Source organism: Bradyrhizobium sp. USDA 3397 (genome assembly GCF_054060965.1).
Genome location: NZ_JBSSDS010000001.1, coordinates 6,984,899 through 7,011,161, shown reverse-complemented (window position 1 = coordinate 7,011,161; position 26,263 = coordinate 6,984,899). Strand labels below are relative to the sequence as shown.

Annotated in this window: 20 protein-coding genes and 4 pseudogenes; 7 read left to right on the top strand and 17 right to left on the bottom strand. The window is 60.8% G+C overall.

Annotated elements, in window-relative coordinates:
- Positions 1-2 precede the first annotated feature (2 nt).
- The 14 genes and pseudogenes from trbL to ACVWYQ_RS32370 form a co-directional block, all read right to left on the bottom strand.
- Entirely contained in the window at positions 3-1,232 is a 1,230-nt protein-coding gene (trbL, locus tag ACVWYQ_RS32435; protein WP_157286341.1) for a P-type conjugative transfer protein TrbL, read from the bottom strand.
- Positions 1,229-1,600 (bottom strand): putative entry exclusion protein TrbK-alt, encoded by a 372-nt coding sequence (trbK-alt, locus tag ACVWYQ_RS32430; protein WP_275512477.1) that lies wholly within the window; start codon positions 1,598-1,600, stop codon positions 1,229-1,231. Before trbK-alt ends, trbL begins: the two co-directional genes overlap by 4 nt.
- Complete coding sequence (gene trbJ, locus ACVWYQ_RS32425) at positions 1,597-2,328, bottom strand: P-type conjugative transfer protein TrbJ (RefSeq protein ID WP_157286343.1); 732 nt, start codon at positions 2,326-2,328, stop codon at positions 1,597-1,599. Before trbJ ends, trbK-alt begins: the two co-directional genes overlap by 4 nt.
- Positions 2,325-4,766: a conjugal transfer protein TrbE gene (gene trbE, locus ACVWYQ_RS32420; RefSeq protein ID WP_456726882.1), complete on the bottom strand. Its 2,442-nt coding sequence runs from the start codon at positions 4,764-4,766 to the stop codon at positions 2,325-2,327. The genes trbJ and trbE overlap by 4 nt, the downstream gene beginning before the upstream one ends.
- Before the next feature lie 9 nt (positions 4,767-4,775).
- Positions 4,776-5,039 carry a VirB3 family type IV secretion system protein gene (locus tag ACVWYQ_RS32415; RefSeq protein ID WP_157286345.1) on the bottom strand — a complete coding sequence of 88 codons (264 nt, stop codon included), beginning with the start codon at positions 5,037-5,039 and terminating at the stop codon, positions 4,776-4,778.
- Complete coding sequence (locus ACVWYQ_RS32410) at positions 5,039-5,365, bottom strand: TrbC/VirB2 family protein (RefSeq protein ID WP_157286371.1); 327 nt, start codon at positions 5,363-5,365, stop codon at positions 5,039-5,041. Before ACVWYQ_RS32410 ends, ACVWYQ_RS32415 begins: the two co-directional genes overlap by 1 nt.
- A 1-nt stretch (position 5,366) precedes the next feature.
- Positions 5,367-6,281, bottom strand: coding sequence for a P-type conjugative transfer ATPase TrbB (gene trbB / locus ACVWYQ_RS32405; protein ID WP_157286372.1), 915 nt, complete (start codon positions 6,279-6,281; stop codon positions 5,367-5,369).
- 228 nt (positions 6,282-6,509) lie between these two features.
- On the bottom strand, positions 6,510-7,838 hold the full coding sequence (locus ACVWYQ_RS32400; protein WP_157286346.1) for an MFS transporter: 1,329 nt from the start codon (positions 7,836-7,838) through the stop codon (positions 6,510-6,512).
- A 135-nt stretch (positions 7,839-7,973) separates the two neighbouring features.
- Positions 7,974-8,396: a CopG family transcriptional regulator gene (locus ACVWYQ_RS32395; RefSeq protein ID WP_157286347.1), complete on the bottom strand. Its 423-nt coding sequence runs from the start codon at positions 8,394-8,396 to the stop codon at positions 7,974-7,976.
- Between the two features lie 6 nt (positions 8,397-8,402).
- Positions 8,403-10,388 carry a conjugal transfer protein TraG gene (locus ACVWYQ_RS32390; RefSeq protein WP_456726881.1) on the bottom strand — a complete coding sequence of 662 codons (1,986 nt, stop codon included), beginning with the start codon at positions 10,386-10,388 and terminating at the stop codon, positions 8,403-8,405.
- A 36-nt stretch (positions 10,389-10,424) separates the two neighbouring features.
- Positions 10,425-12,188 (bottom strand): relaxase/mobilization nuclease domain-containing protein, encoded by a 1,764-nt coding sequence (locus ACVWYQ_RS32385; RefSeq protein ID WP_275512474.1) that lies wholly within the window; start codon positions 12,186-12,188, stop codon positions 10,425-10,427.
- A gap of 65 nt (positions 12,189-12,253) precedes the next feature.
- Positions 12,254-12,784 (bottom strand): annotated as a pseudogene (locus ACVWYQ_RS32380) (ParB/RepB/Spo0J family partition protein); the annotation flags it as partial.
- On the bottom strand, positions 12,781-13,308 hold the full coding sequence (locus ACVWYQ_RS32375) for a zincin-like metallopeptidase domain-containing protein (protein WP_456727225.1): 528 nt from the start codon (positions 13,306-13,308) through the stop codon (positions 12,781-12,783). The pseudogene ACVWYQ_RS32380 and the gene ACVWYQ_RS32375, both read right to left, overlap by 4 nt.
- A 180-nt stretch (positions 13,309-13,488) precedes the next feature.
- Positions 13,489-13,844, bottom strand: a pseudogene (locus tag ACVWYQ_RS32370) (ArdC-like ssDNA-binding domain-containing protein); the annotation flags it as partial.
- Positions 13,845-14,526: 682 nt separating this feature from the next.
- Here ACVWYQ_RS32370 and ACVWYQ_RS32365 point away from each other — a divergent pair.
- Positions 14,527-14,862, top strand: a complete 336-nt coding sequence (locus ACVWYQ_RS32365) for a S1/P1 nuclease (protein ID WP_456726880.1) — start codon at positions 14,527-14,529, stop codon at positions 14,860-14,862.
- A 153-nt stretch (positions 14,863-15,015) separates the two neighbouring features.
- Here ACVWYQ_RS32365 and ACVWYQ_RS32360 read toward each other — a convergent pair whose 3' ends face one another.
- From ACVWYQ_RS32360 to ACVWYQ_RS32350, 3 genes are all read right to left on the bottom strand, one after another.
- A complete protein-coding gene (locus ACVWYQ_RS32360; protein WP_456726879.1) occupies positions 15,016-17,961 on the bottom strand; it encodes a patatin-like phospholipase family protein in 2,946 nt (981 codons plus the stop codon).
- Positions 17,962-18,344: 383 nt separating this feature from the next.
- Positions 18,345-19,205, bottom strand: coding sequence for an ArdC family protein (locus ACVWYQ_RS32355; protein WP_456726878.1), 861 nt, complete (start codon positions 19,203-19,205; stop codon positions 18,345-18,347).
- A gap of 790 nt (positions 19,206-19,995) precedes the next feature.
- Positions 19,996-20,331 carry a retropepsin-like aspartic protease gene (locus tag ACVWYQ_RS32350; protein WP_456726877.1) on the bottom strand — a complete coding sequence of 112 codons (336 nt, stop codon included), beginning with the start codon at positions 20,329-20,331 and terminating at the stop codon, positions 19,996-19,998.
- 266 nt (positions 20,332-20,597) lie between these two features.
- Between ACVWYQ_RS32350 and ACVWYQ_RS32345 the strand changes: the two genes are divergently transcribed.
- The 6 genes and pseudogenes from ACVWYQ_RS32345 to ACVWYQ_RS32320 all read left to right on the top strand — a co-directional run.
- Entirely contained in the window at positions 20,598-22,985 is a 2,388-nt protein-coding gene (locus ACVWYQ_RS32345; RefSeq protein ID WP_456726876.1) for a DUF2235 domain-containing protein, read from the top strand.
- A 6-nt stretch (positions 22,986-22,991) separates the two neighbouring features.
- Positions 22,992-23,576 carry a hypothetical protein gene (locus ACVWYQ_RS32340; protein ID WP_456726875.1) on the top strand — a complete coding sequence of 195 codons (585 nt, stop codon included), beginning with the start codon at positions 22,992-22,994 and terminating at the stop codon, positions 23,574-23,576.
- Between the two features lie 105 nt (positions 23,577-23,681).
- Positions 23,682-23,852, top strand: coding sequence for a hypothetical protein (locus ACVWYQ_RS32335; protein ID WP_456726874.1), 171 nt, complete (start codon positions 23,682-23,684; stop codon positions 23,850-23,852).
- Between the two features lie 58 nt (positions 23,853-23,910).
- Positions 23,911-24,186, top strand: a pseudogene (locus tag ACVWYQ_RS32330) (transposase); the annotation flags it as partial.
- 228 nt (positions 24,187-24,414) lie between these two features.
- A complete protein-coding gene (locus ACVWYQ_RS32325; RefSeq protein ID WP_456727224.1) occupies positions 24,415-25,770 on the top strand; it encodes an IS110 family RNA-guided transposase in 1,356 nt (451 codons plus the stop codon).
- Positions 25,771-26,260, top strand: a pseudogene (locus ACVWYQ_RS32320) (IS3 family transposase); the annotation flags it as partial.
- Between the last annotated feature and the right edge of the window lie 3 nt (positions 26,261-26,263).

The window sequence follows — 26,263 nt, the reverse complement described above, 5'->3', positions numbered from 1 at the left end:
CGTCAGCGATCTCCTTCGGACAAATCGACAGAGGATCCGCTGCCACCGTGATCACCGGAGCGGACCGCATGACCAGCGGCGGATGCACCGTGTCGAACGGCCTGAGCACGCTTCATGCGACGCGCCCAGTCGGGCTGCCCTTCCCCGAAGGAGCTCGCGGTCTGCCTGCCCGCTTGCCCACCTCCGCCGAGCGCAGCCGCTACCCGACGTAAAGGGCTCATGGCAGCTGAGGCGCCGGCCTCCGCGACGCCAGCAATGCCGCGGCTTCGATAGGCGGCTGATGCTCCGCTGATGACAGCGCCGCCACCGCGCGCGGCGCCGACCATTGCGCCTCCTGCGAGACCGGCGCCGCCGGCAGCGAGGCCCGCACCCGCCGCGACGATGCCGCCTGCGGCGATGCCTGTTCCAATTGCGGCCCCGGCGCCTAGTTGGGGTCCGCCAGAGACCAAACCGTTCGCGATGCCGGGACCAAAGATGCCCAGACCCAGCAAGGAAAGTGCCGCAAGGACAAGCGTCATCGCGTCTTCGATAGTCGGCTGCGCCCCGCCGGAGCCTGCGGTGAACTGCGAGAATAAGGTCGAACCAATGCCGACGATGACGGCCAGGACCAGGACCTTGATTCCAGACGATATAACGTTGCCCAGCACCCGTTCTGCCGCGAAGGCGGTCTTGCCAAACAAGCCAAAGGGAATGAGGACGAAGCCAGCGAGCGTCGTGAGCTTGAACTCGATCAGGGTGACAAAGAGCTGGATCGCCAGAATGAAGAAAGCGAGCAGAACCACGACCCAGGCGAATAGGAGAACGACGATCTGGATGAAATTCTCGAAGAAGCTGATATAGCCCATCAGGTTGGAGATCGAATCGAGCAGCGGTCGGCCGGCGTCGAGGCCGACTTGAGCGATCTTTCCCGGTCGCAGGAAATCTGCCGCGGAGAGGCTTGCGCCTGATGCTTTCAGTCCCAAGCCGGCAAAGCTCTCGAAGACGATACGCGCCAGGCTATTCCAATTGCCGATGAGGTAGGCAAAGACGCCGACGAAGAGCGTCTTCTTGACAAGACGGGCGATGATGTCCTCGTCGGTGCCCCAACTCCAAAACAACGCAGCAAGCGTGATGTCGATCGCGGCAAGGGTCGCTGCGAGATACCCGACATCGCTACCCAACAGCCCGAAGCCGTTGTCGATGTAACGCGTGAACGTTTCCAAGAACTGGTCGATAATCCCCGTATCGGTCATGGCTTGCTCGCGTCAGGTGTCGCCAAGGGTGGATATCTTTGCGGCATCCGGCTCTGATCCTTTGGGACGGGCGCCAAGGCTGCGGCAGAATCATCATGGCCAGGAACGGCCGCACCGTCTTTCCTGCCAAAGAAGCGACGCCGGTTTTCGGCCCAAACCTGCTTGCAATGTTGATAGGCTGCCGGTTCCTCCGAAGTGACGCTGCGGCAACGTGCGAGGTCTGAGCTCGTTATGCCTGTCGTCTGCTCCGCCTGGGGCGACGACCGAGACTCCTCTCCACCACGAAGCTGAATCGTGCAGGCGGCGACGGCCACTAGGCCGATTGTCGTAAGCAGCGACAGCGCCTTGAATGCCTTTACGTCGGTCATCGGTGGAACATCTGCACGTTGGAGGATTGATAGCCCTGTCCTGGCGTCAGAAAGCGCCTGAGCTGCTCTCGCCCCTGATCCTGGGCCGATGCGCGCTGTGCCGCTTCGAGACTTTGTGCCCTGCCCTGCGCCGCCACGGCAGCCGTGAGATCGGCAAGTTGTTGCGCTTGAAGCGCGAGGATCTGATTGCCGGCCTGAGTTGCCTGCAAGGCGCCACTGGCACCCTGACTTGAAGTTACAAGCGCTGACGTCTGGATGCGGTTGGTGTCGAGGTTGCCGACGACGCCGGCCTGAACACGGAGCGCATCCTGCAATGCGGCTACAGAATTCTGCCACCGCAATTGAGCGTTGGCGATCAGCAACTGGTTCGACTGGCTGCTTGTCGCCGGCGCGTAGCTGGTCGAAAAAGCCCGATCGATCTGCTGCACGTCGTATGCGATGCGTTGGGCCTGGGCCAGCAGTTGCTGCGTGCGCTGGATCGATGATTGCAATTGCTGCAGCGAAGAGTACGGCAGGTTTGCCAGATTCCTGGCCTGATTGATCAGCATCTGTGCCTCGTTCTGCAACGAGGTGATCTGGTTGTTGATCTGCTGAAGTTCTCGCGCGGCGGTCAGGACATTCTGGACGTAGTTGTTGGGATCGAAGACGATCAGCGCCCGTGCAGGTACCGCGACGCCAAGCACCAGCGCGACGGTGCCAGCGGTCGCCAATAGGGCAAGACGCCTCATAGCGATTTCTCCAGATTGACGAGATTGGGAATCAGGTCGGTGGCCCAGGCGACGCCACGGCGCTGGAGCCAGGCCGGTACGAAGCCGTCCGGCCCATGTTCGGCGAGTAGCTGCGCGATGGCAGCCTGGTCGGTCTTGGAAGAGGCCGCGGTGAAGGCGAGCGCAATCTCGCCAAGACCCAGTTCGAACATCCGGTTGCCGCGGCGGGACTGGCAGTAGTAGTCGCGCTTCGGCGCTGCCCGGCTCAGAAGCTCGATCTGGCGGTCATTGAGGCCAAAGCGGCGATAGATGGCAGTGATCTGCGGCTCGATCGCCCGTTCGTTCGGCAGCAACAGACGCGTTGGGCAGCTTTCGATGATCGCGGGCGCGATCGCGGAGCCATCGATGTCCGACAGCGACTGGGTGGCGAAGATGACGGACGCGTTCTTCTTCCGAAGCGTCTTCAACCATTCCCTGAGCTGACCGGCGAAATCCTCGTCGTCGAGGGCAAGCCAACCTTCATCGACAATCAGGAGTGTAGGCCGGCCATCGAGACGATCGCCGATACGATGGAAGAGGTAGGCCAGCACGGCCGGGGCCGCGCTCGTTCCGATCAACCCTTCGGTCTCAAAGGCCTGGACCGAGGACTCGCCAAGGCGCTCGAATTCGGCATCGAGCAGGCGCCCGGACGGACCACCCAGGCAGTACGGTTGCAAGGCGCGTTTCAGGGAGTTCGATTGCAGGAGGACCGATAGCCCGGTCAGGGTGCGTTCATCCCTCGGCGCCGAGGCGAGAGATGTCAGCGCCGACCACAGATGGTCCTTGACCTCCGGCGTGATCTCGATTTTTTCGCGCGCCAAGATCGCCCCGATCCATTCCGTGGCCCATCCGCGCTCAGAGGGATCATCGATCCAGGCCAGCGGTTGCAACGCAACGGGATTTTCGTCCCCGTCAGACAATGCACCGCCGAGATCATGCCAATCACCGCCCATGGCGAGTGCGGCCGCACGAATTGAACCGCCAAAATCGAACGCAAAGACCTGAGAGTTTGGATAACGCCTGAACTGTAGCGCCATCAGAGCGAGGAGCACCGACTTGCCCGCACCGGTCGGTCCCACCACAAGCGTATGGCCGACGTCGCCGACGTGAAGCGAGAACCGAAAGGGGGTCGATCCCTCGGTCTTGCCGAACATGAGGGGCGGAGCTTTGAAATGCAGATCCCTCGCCTCGCCGGCCCACACGGCCGACATCGGAATCATATGAGCGAGGTTGAGCGTCGATACCGGTGGCTGCCGCACGTTCGCATAGACATGCCCCGGCAGACTGCCGAGCCAGGCTTCTACTGCGTTCACCGTCTCGATCATGCAGGTGAAATCGCGGCCCTGAATGACGTTTTCGACCAGCCGCAGCTTTTCGTCGGCAGCATCGGGATCGCGGTCCCAGACGGTGACGGTCGCCGTGACAAAGGCTTGTCCGATCTGGTCCGACCCCAGTTCCTGTAGCGCCGCGTCGGCGTCCAACGCCTTGTTGTGTGCATCGGTATCGAGCAGCGTCGCTGCCTCGTTGGTCATAACCTCCTTGAGAATGGCGCCAATCGACTTTCGCTTGGCGAACCACTGCCGGCGAATCTTGGTCAGCAGCTTGGTGGCATCGGTCTTGTCGAGCATGATCGCGCGGGTCGACCAGCGATAGGAGAATGCAAGACGATTGAGATCGTCGAGAATTCCCGGCGTCGTCGCACCGGGAAAGCCGACAATCGTCAGAACCCGGACGTTGGCTGACCCCAACATCGGCTCAAGCCCGCCGGTCAGCGGCTGGTCGGCCAACAGCGCATCGATGTACATGGGAATTTCCGGCACCCGGACGCGGTGCCGTTTGGTCGAGATCGTCGAGTGCAGGTAGGTCAGCGTGTCCTGATCATCGAGCCAGGCGCATTCAGGCATGAATCCTTCGACGAGCTGCAGCACGCGATTGGTTTGATCGATAAACCCGCGAAGCACCTCCTGCGCGTCAGCGCCAACAGTCCGATCGCGGCCCTCATAGAGCAGGCGCTCTGCCTTGGCGGCTCCCTCCTCCGGCGGCAGATAGAGGAAGGTCAGGAAAAAGCTGGATTCATAGTGAGCGCCGGCCTCTTCGAACTGAGCCCTGCGTTCGGCATCGACCAGCGCGGACGCGACATCTGGAAATGCACTCGGAGGATAGGCCCCAGCAAAATGACGCTGCGCCTCGACAAATACAGCCCAACCAGATCCCAGACGGCGCAACGCATTATTCAAGCGACCGGCGACGCCGACGAGTTCAGCCGGCACCGCGCTGTCGAGGTCAGGCCCCCGGAACTTTGCTGTCCTCTGGAACGAGCCGTCCTTGTTCAGGATGATTCCCTCGTCGACGAGTGCTGCCCAGGGCAGGAAGTCGGCAAGACGCGTATTGGAATGGCGATATTCGGCGAGATTCATCATGACCGGGGCTCAGGTGTTGAGGTGACCTGGAATGCGCAGATGTCGGCGCACCACATCGACAAAAGCGGGATCGCGCTTGGCGGCCCAGACGGCGGCCATGTGGCCGATGAACCAGAGGACGAGGCCCGCGATCCAGAGCCGCAATCCGAGCCCGAGGGCCGCAGCAAGCGTGCCGTTGACGATCGCAACGGACCGCGGCGCACCACCCATCAGGATCGGCTCAGTGAGCGCGCGATGAACGGGCACAACAAAGCCTGCCACCTGATCGTCCATCAGATCACCACGCCGCCACCGAACGAGAAGAACGACAGGAAGAAGCTCGAGGCGGCAAAGGCGATCGACAGCCCGAACACGATCTGGATCAGCCTGCGGAAACCACCAGACGAATCTCCGAACGCGAGCGTGAGCCCGGTCACGACGATGATGATGACGGCGATGATCTTGGCGACAGGTCCCTCAACCGACTGAAGGATCTGATTGAGCGGCTGCTCCCACGGCATGTTCGAGCCGGCCGCCCATGCCGGCGCCGACACCAAAGAAACGGTGCCGGAGGCAGCTAATGAAGCGACATCTCGAAGAAGGCGAAATTTATGACGCATGTCAGTCTCCTGCTGGTGAAAGGTCGTAGTCGCCAGCGGCGCCAAGCCCTGAAACGAGGGCGAGTTCAGCGAGGCGACGGTCAGCGCCGCGACCCGCAAGGACAGCGACGATGTTGATGGTCTCGGCGATCAGAGCCCGCGGAACGGTGATGACGGCTTCCTGGATGAGCTGCTCGAGCCGCCGCAGCGCGCCGAGCGCGCTGCCTGCGTGAATGGTGCCAATGCCGCCGGGATGGCCGGTGCCCCAGGCCTTGAGCAGATCGAGTGCTTCGGCACCGCGAACCTCGCCGACCGGGATGCGATCAGGACGAAGTCGGAGCGAGGACCGAACGAGGTCAGATAGGGTGGCTACGCCGTCCTTGGTCCGCAGCGCCACAAGGTTGGGTGCCATACACTGGAGTTCCCGCGTGTCTTCGATCAGCACGACCCGATCGGAGGTCTTGGCCACCTCCGCCAGGAGCGCATTCGTCAATGTTGTCTTGCCGGTCGATGTCCCCCCGGCGACGAGGATGTTCTTACGAGCATCGACCGCGCCCTTCAGCGTCCTGGCCTGCTCCGAGGTCATGATCCCCCTGCCGACGTAGTCGTCCAGCGTAAACACGGCGACCGCGGGCTTGCGGATGGCAAAAGCCGGTGCCGCAACGACCGGAGGCAAGAGACCTTCGAAACGCTCGCCGGTCCCGGGCAGTTCGGCCGAAACCCGGGGCGCGCCGGCATGCACCTCGGCACCTACGTGATGCGCTACAAGGCGAACGATGCGCTCGCCGTCGGCTGCGGACAGAGTTTCGCCTGTATCGATCAGGCCATTTGACAGCCGATCAATCCACAGCCGCCCATCCGGGTTGAGCATCACCTCGATAATCGCTTCGTCTTCGAGGTAACCGGCGATCGCAGCGCCAAGCGCGCTACGTAGCATTCGCGCACCGCGCGAATTCGCTTCCGATTGAAAGGTATGGATTGCCACCGTTCGCCCCACGAATGAGGACGTCCAAAGCGCGTCCTCAGATGGGGATCATTAGAAAAGGCACCAATGCACTTGGCGCAACAAGCGCCTTTAATGATCGTAGGCTGGCGTAGAAAAAGGAAGACTGAGAACTGGTATTTGACGGCTACTTAATCGTATCCGCTCGTAGCGAGTCGTTGCTCACCACTCCCCATCATCATCCGCGGGCAGGACGATAACCGAATCCTCATACAACCCAACTGACTCGGGAGCGTAGGAAACATCAGCGGGCCTGAACAAGAGGATTGAACTCGTCCACGAAGCGATGGATCGGCGCCAGGGCCGCGCGAACCAGACAAACGATGCGATCTGCAGAGCTACGTTGAGGCTGAACGCTATTTGATAGGCTTGGAGGGGCCTATGGCCATCATTCGCAGACCATTGCTCCAGGATAAGACCTGTCGCGTATTGTGCCAGAAACGCCCAACCAAAGTGCAAGACATTCAAGGCGCCGTTGGCACGACCGGCAAGCTCCGGCGGAAAGTAATCCGCTATTACCGCGAAGCTCACCACGGTTGCCGTTCCTACAATTGCCACCACGGACCATGGCACAATGGATGGCAGAGGCGCGCGCAAGATCAGGGCGAGCTGCGCTACGACGAACAGCACCGCGACTATCGCCAATGCTGTCTCAGCTCCGATTCCTCGTCGCCTCATGCGGTGGACTGTCGTACCAAACAGCCAGGCGCCGCCGCTAAGTACGATCGACATCATGAACAGCTGCCCGACCAGACTCGCGCGATCAAGGCCTTCCACGTCCACTAGCCACGGTGAGGCCCACAATCCCTGCAGGGACCAAGCCGATCCAACGCAAGTCGCCGACAACGGGGCCATTCGCCAGAAGCGCTGATCGCCGAAAACGGAGCTAAGGGTGGCGGGCGCTGTTGATGGGACAATGCCTCGCTCAGGCACCACGACATAGATGAGAATGGCTACCGCACCAGTAGCGGCCGCCAGGATCTCAAAGAGCTGCCGCCAGCCGATCCAGGCGAGAAGGTGTTCGACGGGAGCGGTAGCGGTGACCGCTCCGAGCGAGCCCAGCATGACCATGTAGCCGTTCAGCAAGGCAACTCGCTCCTTGGGACTCCAGATGATGATGGACTTCAGTCCAGCTGTCAGCGCCGCCGCCACGCCAAGCCCGATCATTGCCCGCGCGATCAAAAGTGACAGGAAGGCGGTCGATATCGCGAACAGTTCGGCGCCGGCGGCGGCGACCAAAAGCAGAACACTCTGGACTCGGCGCGGACCAAAGCGGTCCAACAATATGCCGACGGGGATCTGAGCGGCTGCGAAAACAAGGAAATAGACTGACGTCAGCAACCCGAGGTCGGCGGTACCCAGCCCGGCATCCGAGCTGAGATGACTTCCGATCAAAGCGTTGATCGTTCGAAACAGATACGAAAGATAGTATCCAGCAGCAAATGGGAGGAAAACGCGCGCAATTCGAGACCATCCTAGTGAGATTTGCATGCTGGTCCTTTTCGCTATCGGCTCGTTCGAGCGGATAGCGCGTCCAGCTTTTTGTCAGTTCGGCTAAGTTGCTGCGGTCGTAGGCTGGCGTAGAAAAAGAAGAGCCGACGCGGTCGGCGCATCAAGGACGCTCAGTCAGGTTTCGCCGGCCGGTTCCTGACGGATATCTTCTGGAATCTCGCGCAGAAAGCTTTGCCCTTTTTGCAAGCGGCGTCCGAGCGCCTCGACAAATCCTTCGAAGCGCTCCCTACCCTTTATCTGCGCGGCCGCCTGCGCGTCGTTGGGCAACGGCGGCGTGATTGTCAGCCAGAAGCGAATGAAGAGGGCCAAGGTCTCAGCCGTTAGACCAACATCACGCTCCAAGCGCTGCATCTGACGCGACAGCCGATCGAGGCGCCGCGTGAATGCTGCTTCCCGCCTGTCCGCTGCGTCCGGTGACAGAAATGAAGCAACGGCCGCTTCCACGATCGCAGACCGGGAAAGCTTCTTGCGGTCGGCGAGATCCGAGATCTGCTTCAGAAGCTCTGGCGGGAAATAGACGTTCATCCGGTCGCGCATGTCGCCTCAGAGCTCCATACCATCGTAGGGGTCCATGGCGACCTGACGGGCAACGCCGCGCATCTGCTGACGCATAAGCTGGGACTGGCGGACTGCATCCTCGTCGTCGTCAAGAACGACGGCAAATTCCTCTGCCGGCGTCGGCTCGGTCGTCTCCTTTGCGATCGCAACGTGATCGGGGAGTTCGGGCTCGCGACGAAGGCCGCTGTTTGCCGTGTCTTCCTCTCCTTGCGCTCTGTCAGTTGGAAGTGGCACCGGTCTCAGCGTTCCGGCCGTTGACCATCCGTCCGTTCGCGATGACCGACCGGATGTCGCCGGATCGGGCGGCGGCAAGACCCGCTCGCTAAACCGCCGATCCTCATAGTAGCGCACCTTCTTCCCCCGGATCGGTGGCGTGCCTGCCACCATCACGATTTCGTCCATCGGCGGAAGCTGCATGACTTCGCCGGGGGTCAGCAGCGGTCTCGCCGTCTCCTGCCGAGAGACCATGAGGTGCCCCAGCCAGGGGTTCAACCTGTGCCCGGCATAGTTTTTCATCGCGCGCATCTCCGTCGCCGTACCCAAGGCGTCGGACACGCGTTTGGCGGTTCGCTCGTCATTGGTCGCGAAGCTGACTCGGACGTGACAATTGTCGAGGATCGCATTGTTGGGCCCATAGGCCTTCTCGATCTGATTGAGCGATTGCGCGATCAGGAAACTTTTGATGCCGTACCCCGCCATGAAGGCGAGTGCGGACTCGAAGAAATCGAGACGCCCCAGCGCCGGGAACTCGTCAAGCATCATCAGGACTCGATGTCGACGATCGCGGGCGTGCATGTCCTCGGTCAGGCGCCGGCCGATCTGGTTCAACACCAGACGGATGAGGGGCTTGGTCCGCGAAATATCGGAGGGAGGCACCACCAGGTAGAGCGTCGTCGGTCGGTGATCGGCGATCAGGTCGGCGATCCGCCAGTCGCATCGGCAGGTCACCTTGGCCACGACGGGATCGCGGTACAGCCCGAGGAACGACATCGCCGTGGACAGGACGCCTGAACGTTCGTTCTCCGATTTGTTGAGGAGTTCGCGCGCAGTCGAAGCGACCACGGGATGAGCGCCCTGCTCGCCAAGGTGTCGCGTGGTCATCATCGCCTTCAGCGTCGCCTCGATGGGTCGCTTCGGGTCGGAGAGAAAAGCGGCGACGCCAGCCAAAGTCTTGTCCGCCTCGGCATAGAGAACATGGAGGATGGCGCCGACCAGGAGCGAATGACTGGTCTTCTCCCAATGGTTCCGTTTGTCGAGTGAACCCTCGGGGTCAACCAGGACGTCGGCGACATTCTGGACGTCGCGCACCTCCCACTCCCCACGCCGGACCTCGAGCAGCGGATTGTAGGCCGAGGATTTTGGGTTGGTCGGATCGAACAACAGGACGTGGCCGTGATGAGAGCGAAAGCCGGCGGTCAACTGCCAGTTCTCGCCCTTGATATCGTGCACAATGGCCGAACCGGGCCAGGCCAGCAACGAGGGAACGACGAGCCCGACACCTTTGCCCGATCGCGTTGGCGCAAAACACAGGACGTGCTCCGGTCCGTTATGGCGGAGGTAGTCATGGTCGAGCTTGCCGAGCACCACACCATCGGGACCGAGAAGTCCGGCCGCTCGAACCTCTTCCGCACCGGCCCAGCGCGCCGAGCCATAGGTCTCGACGTTCTTGGCCTCGCGCGCCCGCCAGACCGACATGCCGATCGCCACCGCGATCGAAACGAAGGTCCCCGACGCCGCTATGAAGGCTCCCTCAACAAAGACCTGAGGCGCATAGGCATCGTAGACGAACCACCACCAGAAGAAGACCGGGGGGTAATAGACCTTGAAGCCCAAGAGTTTGAACCATGGCCGCCCAAGCTCCGGTTGATAGGCAAGCCGCCAGGCCGTCCATTCGGTTGCTCCCCAGATGGCGAGCAAGACGATCAGGCCGACAACGATGACCTGTCCCCAGAGGATCTTGGTTCCCGACATCCCGAACGTCCTTCCGCAGCTGAATTGGAGAGATTGCTAGAGCCCGAGGTCGCGCTTGCGGCCAAAGCCCCATTCGATGCCACCGCCGTCTTTCACGACGCCGCTGACGTGTTGCCCGAGCCTCTTTTCGAGCTCGCGCGACCACGGCACTAGCTGGAAGCCGAGCCCATTATCGATCATGGCGAAGCGTCCCGAGCTGAGGGTCAGCCGCTGGCGATACGTGCCTGCCACGTGTTCCCCGGACGCGGCCGCCACATGAGCTAGCCCCGTGTCGGCCGAGACCTTTGCGGCCACCTCGTCCAGCTCGCGCCGGCGCAACGTGTTGAGGAGGTCGCGCTGCAGGATGATGCGCTGTCCCTGACGCCGTGCCAGACCTTCCTGGATCAGATGCTCGGTTCGAGCTTCCATGGCATCGCGGGCCTCGCGGCCGAATCCGCCCATGGCGATCGGCATCGGATCGCGCTCGACCAAGCGATGGTCGAGCCAGGTCGCCCCTTTCGCGGTGACCTGCGCACTGAGATCGAGATCGGAACGGGTCGCAAGCATCACGGTGGGACTCGGCTCGCCAGCTTGACCGAACCGTCGCACTTCGACGATCCCGCCGACCGGCGGTGCATGTTCGAAGGCCTCGACGCCGCGGAAGCGCACGTGGTGGGCCCGTCCGTCTGTTCCGTCGATCAGGGCATAGGCCTCGCCGGTCAGTTCGTCATGCAATCCGCGGTCGACCAGCCGTCCGATAATCTGGGCTGTCGGCCGTCCACCCTCGATGACGAAGTCGGCAACGCCGCGCGCTTCCCCACGCTCGGTGAAGGCACGGTGCATGGTCTTGATGATGTCGCCGCGCATGCCGAGGTCGCGCAAGCTACGCTCGGCCTCAAGCCCTACCATCCAATCGCCTGGTGCGGCCGAGGCAGCAAGACCCATCTTCTCCAGGTGTTGAAGGCGACCAATCATCAGGCGCCGTATCTCGGGATCGGAGCCGCTGGGATGTTCGGGGCGGAGATCGATGTAGCCAGTCTCATCTGCTGCCAGCCGGATCTCCCGATCAAGCCGCGTCCATCGTTCTGCCGTGATTTCCCTCTCCAGCGAATTGCGGATTTCATGCTCCGGTTTCGGACCCAGTTCGATGGCGACCAGTTCCTCGGCGCGGGAGCGCAGGCCCTGGCTGATGTAGTCGCGGGAGATCACGAGATCGGCTCCCTCCCGATCGACTCCCCTAACGAGAAGATGGATATGGGGGTTGTCCGTATTCCAGTGATCGGCGGCTATCCAATCGAGCCGCGTGCCGAGATCGATCTCCATCTGCTTGGCGAGGTCGCGGGTGAAGGCCTTCAGGTCGGTCATCTCGCCTGCCTCCTCGGGCGAGACGATGAACCGGAAATGATGCCGGTCGTCCTTGCAGCGTTCTGCGAAAGCCGCGCTGTCGGCACGGTCGCTGCCGGCGTCGAACATCTTGGCCGGCTCACCACTCCGGGTCACGCCGTCGCGCTTCAGGTAAGAGAGATGGGCAGTCAGTGGTGCTGAACGGAAGACTCGCCCTTTATGACGAACCACGCGCGCCTTCACCACAACGCGGCGCGTCGGGCTGAACAATCTGGCGCGGCTAAAGGATAGCCTGCCGCGGCCAAACGTCGAGCGTCCATACGCCGCAGAACGCCTGCCCGCGGTCCCCTGACGTGGCGTGTGTCCTGCTTTCTTGGCGGCGCGCAGCACCTGGTTGATAAAGCTCTTTTGCTTCGGCGCGCGGGTACTGCGAATGCGTCCGGGCCGAACACGCAGATCGCTGTCGCCCGCGCTCACGGCAGGGCCTCCCCAAGATCAAAAGCGCACATGGTGCCGAAAAAGCCTTTGATTGAATTCGTCAAAATGCAAAGCGCGGCACGCGCCCCGACCTCATGGAGCTTCGGCGACACCGACGCCAGCCGCAGCCGCTGCTTCACGATCGCTGGGTTCACGAAGTGCCGGGCGGCGATGTCTTCCTCGGACATGCCGAGATCGCGGAGTGTCTGGAAGGCCCGAAACTGATCGAGCGGGTGCAGGCCGACCCGCTCGTCGTTCTCCGCCACCGAATCGTCCGCGGCAATGCCCCCTTCGCGAACGACGCACGGCACTGCCTGTGTCTTCGACATCCGCTTCTGTTTCACAAGGAGCTCGAGAGCGCGATAGCGCCTGCCTCCCGCTGGCACCTCGAACATGCCGGTCTCGTTACCATCTGCATCAACAACGGCCCGGACACTCAGACTTTGCAGAAGCGTACGCTGCGCGATGCTCTCGGCTAGCTGCTCGATCGAGACACCGGCCTTGACGCGGCGAACGTTCGACTGGCTGAGCACGAGTTTGCTGAAGGGAATGTCCCGGGAAGGCGACAGCGTGATCTTTTGGACGGCTTTCGTCATCTTGGCTCTCCACGACGGGCGGCCGTGAGACTCTCTCTCGGCTTCCAACCCGTCGCGAACAGCCTCCCTCCTCTCACTCTCGCGCGGTCACGAGGAGCATCACGCCGCCGCGTGATCGGCGACAACCATATCCAGCGATGGGGGCTCGATAGACCCAGGAACGAAGCCGAGCAAATAGTCCGCGCCTTGCTCGCCTGCGAGGCGGCCCGCACGATGGCCCGATTGTCTTCGCGCAGGACTTCAAGCCAGGAGCCGATATATTCGGCATGGCGAACGGTGGGGACGATTCCGAGCGACGCGCAGCTGAATGCGGAACTCAACTCGGCGACCAGTTCTTCAAAGGCATATTTCTTCGTACCGTAGGATCCGCTCTGGTCGCGATTGAGGCGCGAGGAATGCCCGGTCGCATGACCGAGTTCATGCAGCGCTGTGCGGTGCCAGTTGATGGGTTCGAAATAGGCCTGCGGCGGCGGGACCTGAACATAGCCTTCGGCTGTTGCGTAGAATGCGCGATCTCCACCAATGCGAAATGGAATTCCGCTGGCCTTGATCAGGGCGTCAACCGTGGGTTCAATCAGGCCAGCCGGCGGTGGCGGCGCAGCGGTGGCAATCTCGTGAGGCAGATCTGCGCACTGATCGACGTTGAAAACGGTAAATCGTTTGAGGAATGGAATCGCCTGCGCGTCTTCACCGGTCTCGGCGGCGCGGCGCTTTTCGTCGTTCGGTACGAAACGATCCGCGTAGACAACAGTGGCGCCGCGCTCCCCCTTTCGAACGTGGCCGCCAAGCGAGAGAGCCTGACGGAAGGTGAGCCAACTTTGACCTGTAAATCCGCGTTCGATCACGGCGCCCCAGAGTATGAGGATGTTAACGCCGCTGTATTGCCGGTGGTCGACGCATTTTTTGGAATAGCCAACGGCGCTTTCGCCGCGGCCGTACCCCAGGGCTGGACCCAGGGGACGCGTCCGGCCTCAAGCTCGGCGATGATCTTGTCGGTGATTTCGCTATAGAGGTTCGCCCGATCGTGGCCGGTGCGCGCGCAAGCTTTAGGGTTTGACATCGCGGGTCTCCGCAACGGGCACCGCGAGCCTCTCTCGCAGCTTGTAACCCGTCACGAAAAACCCACCCTGCGCTCTTACTTTCAGCCTCTAGCGCCATCTACCTGGGACCCAGGCCCGATCAGGCGTGTGCCCAAGGGCGCATCGCCTCAACGGAAAATGGCACCCGGAGAGCGTGAGCACAGCGACCCGAAGGGGCACGCGGGTCCGAGTGCAGCGACGAGACCGGTTCAATAGCGGCACCCGGGAACGGGGCAGTGATAGCGATCGCCGCAGGCGAGCCCCTTTCCCGAGTGCCCCCGGCGAGGAGCACCAAAGCTCTAGCGCGAGGGATCGAAGCCGCAAGCCCGAGACGATGCGCGGCTCGGTTCACGAGAGAGCCCGGTGTGGCCCTGGTCGCACGCGCCAAAACCTGAGCGAACGTGATGCAGGCAATGATACGAGAACCGCCTGGCATTTTTACAGGGGTCTCATAATTGTGGAAGAGAGGTCTGTGGGCGGAGCGAAAGCGAAGACCACTCGCGACGCGGCGAAAGAGGCACCCTGAACGGAGCCGCAAAAAGACGTCTCCACAGCGCCGACGTCGATGACGACCGCGCCCCTGAGGCTGCAAAGGACGCTTCATATCCTTTGGGAAGGTCTCGCTTTTCATCCGGATTGCGACCCGGAGGTGGCAAAAGATCAGTGGCCGGCGATGTGATGGCGCTGCACGCCTACTGGGACAGCCTGTTCGGCGGCTACGTGTCGCCATATGGCGCGATTTTCGATGCTGAGGTGAAGGATGGCCTTGCTAATATCAAGGTCAACGAGAGCATGGCGACGGTCTCCGATCCGCAGGCATGGATCGATGAGGGCGCCGAACTGGCCGAACAATATGCCTACGCCAGCCCCGTGAGCCTGGGACCCAATCCCGTGCTTCTCACGCGCGAGCATGAAACCAACGCCTGGAACATCGCGCGAGCCCAGGCGGCGCTCGGTGCGGGGCGGCTTGCGCGTCTTCTCAACGATGCGTTGAAGTAGTGCACTGCGAATAGCGAGGCAAAGGGTTCCTGCGGAGTCGGCTATCGCTTCCAGTTCCATAGCCGAATTTGCGCTTGATCGCTTGAGGCTGCACGCTAGGCCAACACGGCATGACCATCGCGACCAGCGCAATGTCGACCGCGCACCGCCGGACTATCGAGGATATTCGTCCGCCTCTTGCGCCTGAGGCACCGACTGGAGCCGAGCCCCGCTTTGGCTATCCAGCTCAGACAGCGCTTTTATGCCTGACATAAAGCCAAGTTGCCGATAGCTCTCAAATTGTGATTCCGAGAACCACTGATTTATCGTCGCCTCATGGGGAAACTCGGGATGGCGCGCTCGATACGCTCGGATGTCGGCTGGCAGCTCTGTCCAGGACCGCGGCAGAGACGGCTTGAGGTAAAGCAGTTCGCCCGTAAGCGGATCTGAGTTCCGGGTTGCGGGATACCTGATCTTGCCAAATGCGTAACCCTTGTCACTCATACCGTCTGATCCGATGTGCAAATCACGAATGTCAATCTCGATGTCGACGCCAAAATCGACACGGCATTTCTGGACCGCATTGCCCAGATCGTCAAAGGTCCGCTGTGGATCTGCGCCGGCATCAACGCAGATGATCCATGTGCATCGCCGTCTTACAAGTTCATAAATCCCGAGATTCTCGAAGTGGCCGCCGTCGGAAACATATATCCAACTGGACCGCTCGCTGGTCGTACCCAATAGCTCATTTAGGTACCAAGCCGCTCCAATCCTCGGGCTGGTCTTTTTCCAGTTTTCCTCTCTAGCGTTCCAGGCCGATTGCGCGCTGGACAACTCCATCCATTTCCTAACGCTCCACATCAGTCCAAATCCCGGTGGAGCTGGGTTCGGGAACCAGCGCCCCAAGCGTAGATTCAGGAGCGTGAGCAAGAAGGAAAGAGGACCACGACTGGCGAATCCCATTTGCGAGCTGACGGCGGCTCCCGAAGTGGCAATCGCCGTTCCAATAAGGATACCCTCGGATTTACTCTCGAAGGCAGGGTATTCATGGACGAAACTGGTGGTGCGCACGTAGCCGCCACGGCTTGCATCGGTTAGATCGGCGGAAGATCTCTCGCCTGACTCCAGCCAGTACCCGCACCAGCGCGGGGAGAAAACAAAGGCGGCCGCTTTGCGCTGCTGCCAAGCCAGATTCGGACCATGCGTGATATTGAGCGCGGCATTCACGAGCAGGTAGGGGCGCTGATCCTTAAGTTCGCAGAGGGGAAAGTCATCGCGCGGATCAAAGCCGGCGTAGGGATTCTCCAATCTGTTCGACCCGTGCGCAGCACCGAGATAGCAACGAACAAGGCGGTTGCGGTAAAGGTTTTGGAGAGAGAACGTATTGACGTCAACACAGGCAAATGCTCCCAGCGAAACCACGGCGACATAAAAGAGAAGCACCACGGCCGGCGAGAGGAACGGCCAGGTTGCCGGGTCAAACCAGCGAATGGGGCCTGATCTAATTGAAAAAGCAGTCTCCAACTGCGAGATCTGAGACTGCAGAAACCCAGACCAGGCTTTGTCCGGCAGCCCCACACTAGAGAAGAGCAGGCTTCCCTGGAAGAAGACCGTGATCGCGAAAACAAGCGTGCAGACCAGGATCAGGCACAAGGCCATGAGACCTGTGCGCTTTGTTTCGGGCTCTTGCGGTCGCATCCTTCGGCCTCGCCAAAATAGCCATCCGGCAATTGCGAATCCAAGGATGAACATGGCGGGAAAAAGGGAGGGCGACAGATAAGACGCGATCAGGTCTCCCGCATTTGTCAGCCCCCAGAGCCATAGCGGCCGTGCGTACACAATCAGAATCACCGCTACCATCCAGAAGGCTGCAAGCCCCGACATTTCACCGAGAAACCGGTTCAGCCACTCGCGGGTGAATTCCGAGTAGGTGTTACCCACGATGCCAGTCCATAGGATGAGAATAAGCCAGAAGAAAACCACCCCTAATGTCGGACCAAGAGCGACAACGTGGATAAGGCTTTTTGTGTCGAGTTGCGCGATGTTGAAGAATTGCCCTGCATAGTAGGCACACGCGGCCGTGGCCGCCGAGCAAACAATAATCGCAAAAGCATATCGCAGAAGTTCACTCTTCCACTCTTTGATGGCTACGCCAGCGCTGGAAAAGATCGAATTCAGAAGAACCGCCTTCTCGTCTGCAAGGCTCCAGTGGCGCATTGTTCCGACGGCGGCCAATGCACCCGCGCCCATGCCAAGCGTGGCGGCTGCGAGTACCATAATGATCTCAACCCCGCCGAAGCTCTTGGCATTCAAGCCGACCCACACGGAGCCGCTGATGAGAGCATTACTCAGGAAAAACAATCCAACGATCCGAGCTGAACGAAGAGCTCTGAGCATTGTTGTTCTTTTGGTCGGGTCGAGAATTCTGAGGTCGTATCTTTGCAGAGTTAGCGACAGGGACACGGCGCAAAATGACAGAAACAGCGCAAGCAGGATGCCCCCTCCTATTTTTTCAAGTTCGAGTCCGGCTGCCAAGATCGGTACCGCGGCATGGAGAAAAGCCAGGATGGAAATGATGCATAGCATCCCGAGCAGAAGATTAAGCGTGAGGTTACGAAGCAGCCCGGAAGCGGCAGCCAGCGTGTCCCCACTGAAGAGCCCAAGGCGCGGCGTTAGATAATTGCTGTACGACCGCAGGAACCTGATCTCGCTGGGCTCTTCGGCCGCACGGCGAATGTTTCGTGGCGCTATGGTTTCCTCAACATCATGAACCGGATTGGGGCTGCCCGCTTTGCCAGCCCTGTAGATGCATGCCGAAAGCCAGGCACCGATGTAGCCGCCGCCCGATACAGTCGAAAGATAATCGATGCGCGCAATTTGTTTGCGCTGTGCGAGGGCCTGAATAACGCCAAGACTAAAGGTCGCACTTCGAATGCCACCGCCGGACAACGCAAGTCCGACGCGTTCTTCCCGGCGGCTTGGCTGTTGCAACTCTCCTTCGTGCAAGCCGGCTATATGCTCAGCCTCATCCCGCAGAATCGCTTCGAGCTCGGCCCAGTCAGGGTGTGTGGGTTTCGTTGACGCTTTATCCTGCGCAACGCTTTCCTGGGTATTGTTCATGGCTACCCTGCCGTTGCAAGCGCTTGATCGTCCTGGGTGTTGAGGGCCCAACTATTTTGGGTGCGATCGAAAACGTGCCGCACAATCACAAGTTTTTACCAATCCGGGAATGCTACCAGAGGCGTCGCTCGCTCGCAAACGAACTTTCCGTCTTTTGAGTCCAACCTTCAGGAGACTCAGACGGGCAACAAGCTCCCGACCAGCGCGGTCCGGACCAACGCTTGTTTCCGCCTGGATCAGGTTTGTCCGGCATCGATGTGGAGGGGCATTTGGGACTTCGTCGGCCCCGACCTAACCAGCAGGAGCGGTCAAATGCATCATATTCAGCACCGCCCTCCGCGCGGGAGACCGCCAAGCATCGTGTATGACGGCACTTCCGGCGCTCATACCCGAAGAAATGATACCGCTTGACTGGCCTTGGACGCCGCAGTGAAGATCGCACGCTTGTCGGCCTTCAGCACCTTCAGCCAATGTGCCAGGTACTGCGCATGGTCGGCGCGCGGCTCAACCGCTATCCCAAGTTCGGCGCACAGGAACGCAGCGCCAAGCTCGGCGACCAGCTCTTCCATCGCATAGGCTTCAGTCCCGAAGCGGCCGGAGAGGTCGCGGTCACAGCGATGCGCCGGCCCGGTCCAGTGGGTCAGCTCATGGAGCAGGGTGGAGTAGTAGGCCTCAGTGGCCGTTGAGGTCGCCGACCCTGTGAACAGTTCGCGCGGCGGCATGTGGATCTCGTCCGGCTTCGGCATGTAGCAGGCCCGGCTTCCGCCGTAGACGATGTTCGCCCCAGTGCGGGCAATGAAGCCATCCACGTCCTGCAATTCCTCGACCGGAGCAGCAACCGGAGGCTCGTTCAGACCGTCGACCTGGTCCGCATTGAAGACCGGCGTCGCACGCGCAAACAGGCGGCTCTTGCGTTCATCCTCGCTGTCCTCAGTGGAGTCGACCTCAACCTCCTTGTAGAAAACGACGTAGGACGCCTTCTGGCCCTTGCGGACGACGGCCCCCTTCTCCGCCCACTGCCGGTACGTGCCCCACAGGTGCGAACCGTAACCGTTGACCTGGGCCTCAACCCAAAGGGCGAGAACGTTCACGCCACGATACCTGTTGCCCGAGGCGATGTTGACGGGTGCCCGCCCACCGCTGCCGCGATGCCAGGGCATCTGCCAGTGCCCCGCACCGGCCTCGATCGCCTCCACGATGCGGTCGGTGAGGTGCTGGTGAATATCGAAGCGTTCCTTGCTCATGTCGTCTCTCCTTGTTTTGCGGCCATCCGGCCGTGCCGGCGACCGGAGAGACGCGGAGAGACGGCTGCCGCACCCGCAAGGGCGCGCCTGCGCGAGGGCTTGACCCTTGCGGCGGACGGGTATCCGCGTCAGGTCAGCCGAATGAGCATGGCGGGGAACGCGAAGGAGAGACGTGAAGGAAGGCTGCGGGAGTGATGCGCTAGCGCCTGTGCAGCTAGGGCGCAGCTAAGCCAGTACGGATGCGGCAAGATCACTGGTGGTAAGGGCGGCTTGCCCCATCCGGTCTTGCCGCTCCCGAGCGGCCAAACTTGCTATCGCTTGGCCTTCCGAGCCTCGATGTGGCGGAAGGGATTAATCGTCAACGCGGGGGACAGGCACCCGCGTTGCGGCTGCACCAGCTGCTTGCCTCGGAGCCGCTCCAGCCGCGCGCCTTGGCGCCGGATACGCAATCATCGTACGTGCACGTCGCGGCCTGTTTCGGCTGCGGCTTCGAGGGCTTCTGCTGGGCGCTGGCAGGACCGGAGATCACAATGGCGGCGAGAAGAAGAAGTAGAAAACGCATAAGATATCCTCTTTGCTCAATGAGAGTGTGGGCAGGCAGTCTGGTCGTCAGTTCAGGGCGCGCGGCTTCAGTTCCAGGGCGCCACCGGCAGGAGTTATGTTGAAGCGGGCGAGGAATGTCATGCCCAAAAGGCCGTCAACCTGCGGGCCGTATGCGGCAGCGCTTCCCATCGATATCGCGACCGGCACGTTGGCGGCACGCGCACCACCCACCTCGATGAGCTGGGCGTTACCCTGGCGCAGATTGGTGAGTGCCGCCGACCACCTGGAACGTAATCGGATTGCTCTCGTCAGGCATGATCCGCGCACGTGCCGCAAAGGCCTGAGTCATCGAGACCATCGAAGCGCCGGTGTCGACAATCATCCGCCCCCTGGCTCCGTTAATGGTCACGTCAGATGATGAACTGTGCTTTCCCGGTTTGCGGCCGGACGGGAAATGTTTGGGAGACGAGGAGATAGCGGGCGCGCAACGGAGGGTCCGGCCGAGGGCCCCTTCAGGGATACGGCTGGATGCCTTGCGCGTACGCGCCTCGGGGCCAGTTTCCCCGTCCTCCTGGCCGTGCATTGGGGACAGACGCGCAACGGGAGATGGGCCGGAGATGCAATAGGACCGCGCCACCATGGGTTTCCAAGCTTGAGGTGAAGGTGGGGCTTAAGGACACGCCGGAGTTTCTTTGCGGGCGGAGGACGGCAGTGCGCCGGAGGTCTTAGCTGTGCGCCACCCACTGGAAGGTCTTGACTCGTGAAAAGACTGACGTTCAACTGGCAGGCAGTGCAACTTGTTGTTGTTTCATCTTTTTCTCGACAGTCATTTTCAGAGACGAGGACGTCATGCCGCGACGCATCGTTTTGCTTTCAGACGGCACCGGCAATTCATCAGCGAATGTCTGGCGCACCAACGTCTGGCGCATGTTCAGCGCTCTGGACCTTACGCACGATGATCAGATTGCCTGCTATGACAACGGGGTAGGCACCTCGTCTTTCAAGCCCCTGGCCCTGCTGGGCGGGGCGTTCGGCATCGGTTTGCGCCGCAACGTTATCACGCTCTACAAGTTCGCCTGTCGCAATTACCGCAATCCGGACGATGAGATCTTCGCGTTCGGATTCAGCCGGGGCGCCTTTACTATACGTGTCACCATAGGTCTTATTCTTGACCAGGGCCTTATTCCGGGCTCCGGCATGGCTGAGAGCGACCTGGATAGGGAGGCAAAGAAGGCATATCGCGAATATCACAATCGGCACTTCCACACGAACTGGTACCTAATCCTCCAGAACCTCAAGAAGCTGTTTGGCCGAACCGCGCGCCCGCCCGGCGGGATGCCGTCGGGACGAACAATGCCGATCATTCGTTTCCTCGGGCTCTGGGATACCGTGGCGGCTTACGGCCTCCCGATCGACGAATTGACTCTCGGTGTTAGCCAGTGGATATGGCCCCTTGAGCTTCCCAATCATACGCTGAATCCCAACGTGAAGCGTGCTTGCCACGCGCTCGCCCTTGATGACGAGCGCACGACCTTCCACCCGGTGCTCTGGAATGAACGGTCAGAGCCGGCACCTCCACCCGGGCCGCGCTATACCTTCAGCGAGCGGTTGACGCAGGTCTGGTTCGCGGGGGTGCACGCAAACGTTGGAGGCGGGTACCCGGACGATTCACTCTCCCACATTCCGCTCTACTGGATCATGGAGGAGGCCCGCGCCTGCGGCCTGTGCTTTAAGACCGCAAACCCTGCCGCGCTGGATGAGACCAAACAGGCACAAGACAAGGATGGCCGTCTCTATGATTCCCGAGCCGGTATCGGCGGATACTATCGATATGGACCGCGACGGATATCCCGGCTCACACGACAAACGTTCTCGTGGACTACGGGGGACGAGGTTTACGTTCAGAAGCCCAAGATTCATCAAACGGCTCTGCGCAGAATCCAGAACAATGCCCATGTCTATGGGCCGATCGGCATTCCCCACGATTACGACGTTGTGTCACCGGTGGTCGCACCGGATGGCTGCCTGCACTTCCGTATTGACGGTTTGCCGGCCACGCAGGTGGAGGTGACGCCGAACACTCCGGAAACGGCGACCCAGGCTCAGGCCCGCGTCATTGCCGAACGCGAAAGAATTTGGCCGCTGGTTCATCTCCGAGCTCTGCTGTATTTTTCGACGCTCCTTGCGACCCTAGTGTTCGTGATCTTTCCGCTCACCGGCCGTGGCGATCCCCTTGGCGAGAGAACCAACGCCCTAAAATGGCTTTCGGATTTCATACGGACTTTGGGGGGCTTCCTGCCATCCTGGGCGTCCCAGTGGTTTGTCTCATACGCGCAGTACCCCATAACCTTTGTGGTCCTCGTGTCTCTGATCGGAGGCCTGCTGTGGGGTAACAGCAGAATCGCTGCGGCCATTCAGGACCGTATGGCCTCACTGTGGTCGCAGGCATTTGCAGGAACGCTTCCGGCGCCGGGAAAACCGCCCAGTTCGACGCCTGCGGGCGGTGATCGTCTTCTTGTCTGGATCCGAACCGGATGGCGCTACTACCTCGCTCCTGCGCTTTCCGCCATCGTCATCGCTTACCTGGTGCTCAGTGTTGGAAACAGATTCCTGTTTACCGCGGTCGACCAAGCCGGGCTTTACTGCAACCCCACCGATCGCCCGCGGCTGATCCCGGAGAATGGTGTGCTGGTTTCGTTCAAGCCGTCCAATTTGTGTTTTGCTACCGGTTACAAGGTGGCGCGCCTTGCTCGATACCTGGTGTGGACCAATCCGGAGCCAGCTGCACTCGCGAATGCATATAAGGGTTTTGCGGTAGACAAGGACACCTGTAACGCTGCGACACCGCCGAAGAGCCCGACGCTGACGAGCGGGGCGGTTCAGACAGACGCGCGCGGATACTCGACCTTTAGCAATCCGTCCGACGCGGCACAGCTTTCCTGGGGCGACACCATATGGCACACGCTTCTCACTCCTCTGCGACGCTATTACTTCCAGCCATGGTTCCAACCAATCGCTCGTTATGGTTCGCTCGGCAGTGAGGTTGACTTCCTTGAACCAGATCCTGATCGCCGCGTCAAAACGATTTCGGAACACGTAACTCCAAAGGTCAGCGACGAACTATTCTTCTACGTGAACGACGCCGTCCTTGTCCTGCCGCGCAGCTGGCAGCGGTTCTACAACGACAACGGCGGCTGCCTCTCATTCTTCATAAAATCAGTGAATCGATCGCCGTAGGGTCCCATGGACGTTGACGCTCTTTGCATCGGTGGGCTGCTCGCCTCAGGCGTGGCGACGGTCGGCTGTTACGCAGTGAACAGCAAGTATCGCGATGCTGTTGACGTTGCTGTTAATCCCCTATTGGTACCTGAACGTCGCTGGAGCTATTCGACCCAAGATTTGCTGCAGTTCAGGCAGGCGGCTCTGAAGTCGCAGACGAGGTTTGGAATGTCCGCCCTTGAGGTCTATCGGCAGCGGGTGCTGCTTCTCGACGGCGCCTTCGCCATCGCACTCGGGGCATTTAGCGTGATTTGCTGGGGCTTGGCGTCCCGAACGATAAACCTTCCATTCATGGGCTGGCTCTCGCTGGTCTGCGGCTTTGGATCGGTCGCCTATGGCTTGTTCGATTTCGCGGAAGATATAGTTCTCCGCACGCTGCTGAGGCCCAGCTTCCAGATTTCTAAGGAGAAGGCGGACCGCGTTGTTGCGCTGACGCGCCTAAAGATAGTGATGATTTGCCTTTCGCTGGTAGCGCTGTTGATTTGGGGCGCTTTGGGCCTGTTCGACAAAGCCGGACTGTTCGGCAAGCGAGATACAGGGGCTGCATAGCAATTTTTCAATGGAGGCTGCCTCTCTCTTTGAGCCAGCGAACAGTGTCTGCCAGACGATCAGTGATCATTCTGACCTAGTTCATCTCAATGGGGGTTCATCATTATGGCCAAGTACGTGATCAACGTCGACCTTGCCGATGTTTGGGCGGAGAAGGACAGCAGGACTCCCCTCAGGACATTGGCCTGGGGTGACGAGGTAAGCGTCGTGAAGATGGGGCGCGACTATGCGGAGATTGAAACCGTCGAATTCGTGGAAAGCCAAGATGGCAGCTGAGCTGCTGCCGGTTTGATGGACACCGAGATTGGGTGTTTTATCAAGCCGGAGGTTGGTCATGCAGAGACGGAAGTTCAGCCGAGAGTTCAAGATCGAAGCGGTTAAGCTTGTCAGGGAGCGCGGGGTGTCGGTGGCGCAAGCCGGTCGCGACCTGGGGGTTCATGAGAACGTACTGCGCAAATGGGTGAAGGAGTTCGGCTCTGACCCGGTACAGGCGTTCCCCGGCCATGGGCAGATGAAGCCCGAGCAGCAAGAGATCGAGCGGCTGCGCCGTGAGGTCGCCAAGCTGAAGGCCGAGCGGGATATCCTAAAAAACTGTCCAGCGTTGTGGCGCACCTGCGCGGGGTAGAAACAGCCTTGTGCTATCTTCTTGGCTGGGAGGGTAGCGGCCGTCAGCTTATTGGAGGCAGAATCCCCGTTAAAAAACGTGGTCCATGGGTGCATGCGGACTTGGGAGTGGTGACGCTGCTCCGGCAGCGATCCCGATTAGGAAGATGACGATTGGCATAACCCAGACCCTCCTGCCCATCATTAAATGGAGGACCCGCTTATGCCCAAGAGGATGACTGGTAACCGCCCGGAGCTGAAGCCGGTCAATGTCGGCGCGGCCGCCATCGACATCGGATCAAAGATGCACATGGCTGCGGTGAACCCAGCCTGCACTGATCTGCCGGTGCGCACGTTCGGCACATTCACAGAAGACCTGCATCATCTGGCAGACTGGTTTAAGGCCTGCGGCGTGACGAGTGTCGCGATGGAATCCACCGGGGTCTATTGGATCCCGGTTTACGAGATCCTGGAGCAGCGCGGGTTTGAGGTCATTCTGGTCAACGCTCGCTACGCAAAGAACGTGCCCGGGCGCAAAAGCGATGTCAGCGATGCCGCATGGTTGCGCCAGCTTCATTCCTATGGCCTGTTACGCGGCAGCTTCAGACCTGATGCCGAGATTGCAACCCTGCGCGCCTATTTGCGCCAGCGGGAGCGGTTGGTGGAATATGCCGCTGCCCATATCCAGCATATGCAGAAGGCCCTGATGGAGATGAACCTGCAGCTCCATCACGTGGTCTCGGATATCACGGGTGCGACTGGCATGCGGATCATCCGAGCTATTGTTGCGGGCGAACGCAATCCCGACGTGTTGGCGGCCTACCGGGATGCACGCTGCCATTCTTCCATAGAGACGATCCGCGCCGCACTGGTGGGCAACAACCGACATGAACATATCTTCGCCCTGACCCAATCGCTGGAACTCTACGACGTCTACCAGGCGAAGATGCTGGACTGCGATCGCAAGCTCGAAGTTTTGATCGCTGCGTTGGGCGACAGAGGGACAAAACCGGGCAAAAAGTTACCCAGGCCACGCGTAAAGACCAAGCAGGTCAACACACCCACGTTCGATGTCAGGACCGCGCTGTATGGTGTGCTCGGCGTCGATCTAACCGAGATCCATGGGTTGGGTCCGTCGCTCGCCTTGAAGCTCATCGGCGAGTGCGGCACAGATCTGAGGGCATGGCCGACCGCCAAGCACTTCACCTCCTGGCTCTGCCTCGCACCGGGCAACAAGATCTCCGGTGGCAAGGTGCTGTCTTCGCGTACGCGACGATCCTCCAGTCGGGCAGCCGCGCTGTTGCGGTTGGCGGCCACAACGGTCGGTCGAAGTGATACAGCGCTGGGAGCATTCTATCGTCGGCTGTCCTCACGGGCAGGTAAGTCGAAGGCCGTAACGGCGACCGCCCGCAAGATTGCGGTTTTATTCTACAACACGCTCCGGTACGGCATGAGCTACAGGGATCCGGGTGCCACCCAATATGAGCAACAATATCGCAGCCGCGTCGTCGCCAACCTTCAGCGGAGGGCCAAATCGCTAGGCTTCCTGTTGCAGGCCATTCCGGGGGACGCCAATCCGGCTGTTTCTTAGGAAGGCCGCAGCCTACTTCGCGAAGGAAGCGACATGAAGTTCGCCTTCGTCGCGAAGCACCGGACGATCTGGCCGGTGGCATGGCTATGCGATGCGCTGGGAGTGTCGCGGTCGAGCTTCCATGCCTGGCTGAACCGCTCTCCCAGCGCCAGATCCGGCAGCGACGAGGAGCTCGGCGGCAGGGTCAAGGCCAGCTTCGCCGCCAGCGACCGCACCTATGGCGCACGCCGGGTGTGGCGTGACCTGCTCGCCGACGGGGCGGATTGCGGCCTGCACCGCATTGAGCGGCTGATGCGCCTGCAAGGCTTGAGGGCACGGCCGCGACGTCGCCGCTTGCCGAAGGACAGCGGCGATCGACAGCTCGAGACGGTGCCGGCCAACCTTTGCGGCGATGGAGAGCTTCTTCTCCTTGCTCAAGACCGAGCGTACGGCCAACAAGATCTATCGAACCAGAGATGAGGCACGCGCCGATGTGTTCGACTACATCGAAGCC

Excerpts from the sequence above, each read along its gene's own strand:
- trbL (WP_157286341.1), bottom strand. The coding sequence starts at position 1,232 with ATGACCGATACGGGGATTATCGACCAGTTCTTGGAAACGTTCACGCGT.
- ACVWYQ_RS32360 (WP_456726879.1), bottom strand. The coding sequence starts at position 17,961 with ATGAACAATACCCAGGAAAGCGTTGCGCAGGATAAAGCGTCAACGAAA.
- ACVWYQ_RS32340 (WP_456726875.1), top strand. The coding sequence starts at position 22,992 with ATGGACGTTGACGCTCTTTGCATCGGTGGGCTGCTCGCCTCAGGCGTG.
- trbK-alt (WP_275512477.1), bottom strand. The coding sequence starts at position 1,600 with ATGACCGACGTAAAGGCATTCAAGGCGCTGTCGCTGCTTACGACAATC.
- ACVWYQ_RS32400 (WP_157286346.1), bottom strand. The coding sequence starts at position 7,838 with ATGCAAATCTCACTAGGATGGTCTCGAATTGCGCGCGTTTTCCTCCCA.
- ACVWYQ_RS32415 (WP_157286345.1), bottom strand. The coding sequence starts at position 5,039 with ATGGACGATCAGGTGGCAGGCTTTGTTGTGCCCGTTCATCGCGCGCTC.
- ACVWYQ_RS32395 (WP_157286347.1), bottom strand. The coding sequence starts at position 8,396 with ATGCGCGACCGGATGAACGTCTATTTCCCGCCAGAGCTTCTGAAGCAG.
- trbE (WP_456726882.1), bottom strand. The coding sequence starts at position 4,766 with ATGATGAATCTCGCCGAATATCGCCATTCCAATACGCGTCTTGCCGAC.
- trbJ (WP_157286343.1), bottom strand. The coding sequence starts at position 2,328 with ATGAGGCGTCTTGCCCTATTGGCGACCGCTGGCACCGTCGCGCTGGTG.
- ACVWYQ_RS32390 (WP_456726881.1), bottom strand. The coding sequence starts at position 10,388 with ATGTCGGGAACCAAGATCCTCTGGGGACAGGTCATCGTTGTCGGCCTG.
- ACVWYQ_RS32410 (WP_157286371.1), bottom strand. The coding sequence starts at position 5,365 with ATGCGTCATAAATTTCGCCTTCTTCGAGATGTCGCTTCATTAGCTGCC.
- ACVWYQ_RS32355 (WP_456726878.1), bottom strand. The coding sequence starts at position 19,205 with ATGAGCAAGGAACGCTTCGATATTCACCAGCACCTCACCGACCGCATC.
- ACVWYQ_RS32350 (WP_456726877.1), bottom strand. The coding sequence starts at position 20,331 with ATGCACGGCCAGGAGGACGGGGAAACTGGCCCCGAGGCGCGTACGCGC.
- trbB (WP_157286372.1), bottom strand. The coding sequence starts at position 6,281 with ATGCTACGTAGCGCGCTTGGCGCTGCGATCGCCGGTTACCTCGAAGAC.
- ACVWYQ_RS32325 (WP_456727224.1), top strand. The coding sequence starts at position 24,415 with ATGACTGGTAACCGCCCGGAGCTGAAGCCGGTCAATGTCGGCGCGGCC.
- ACVWYQ_RS32335 (WP_456726874.1), top strand. The coding sequence starts at position 23,682 with ATGGCCAAGTACGTGATCAACGTCGACCTTGCCGATGTTTGGGCGGAG.
- ACVWYQ_RS32345 (WP_456726876.1), top strand. The coding sequence starts at position 20,598 with ATGCCGCGACGCATCGTTTTGCTTTCAGACGGCACCGGCAATTCATCA.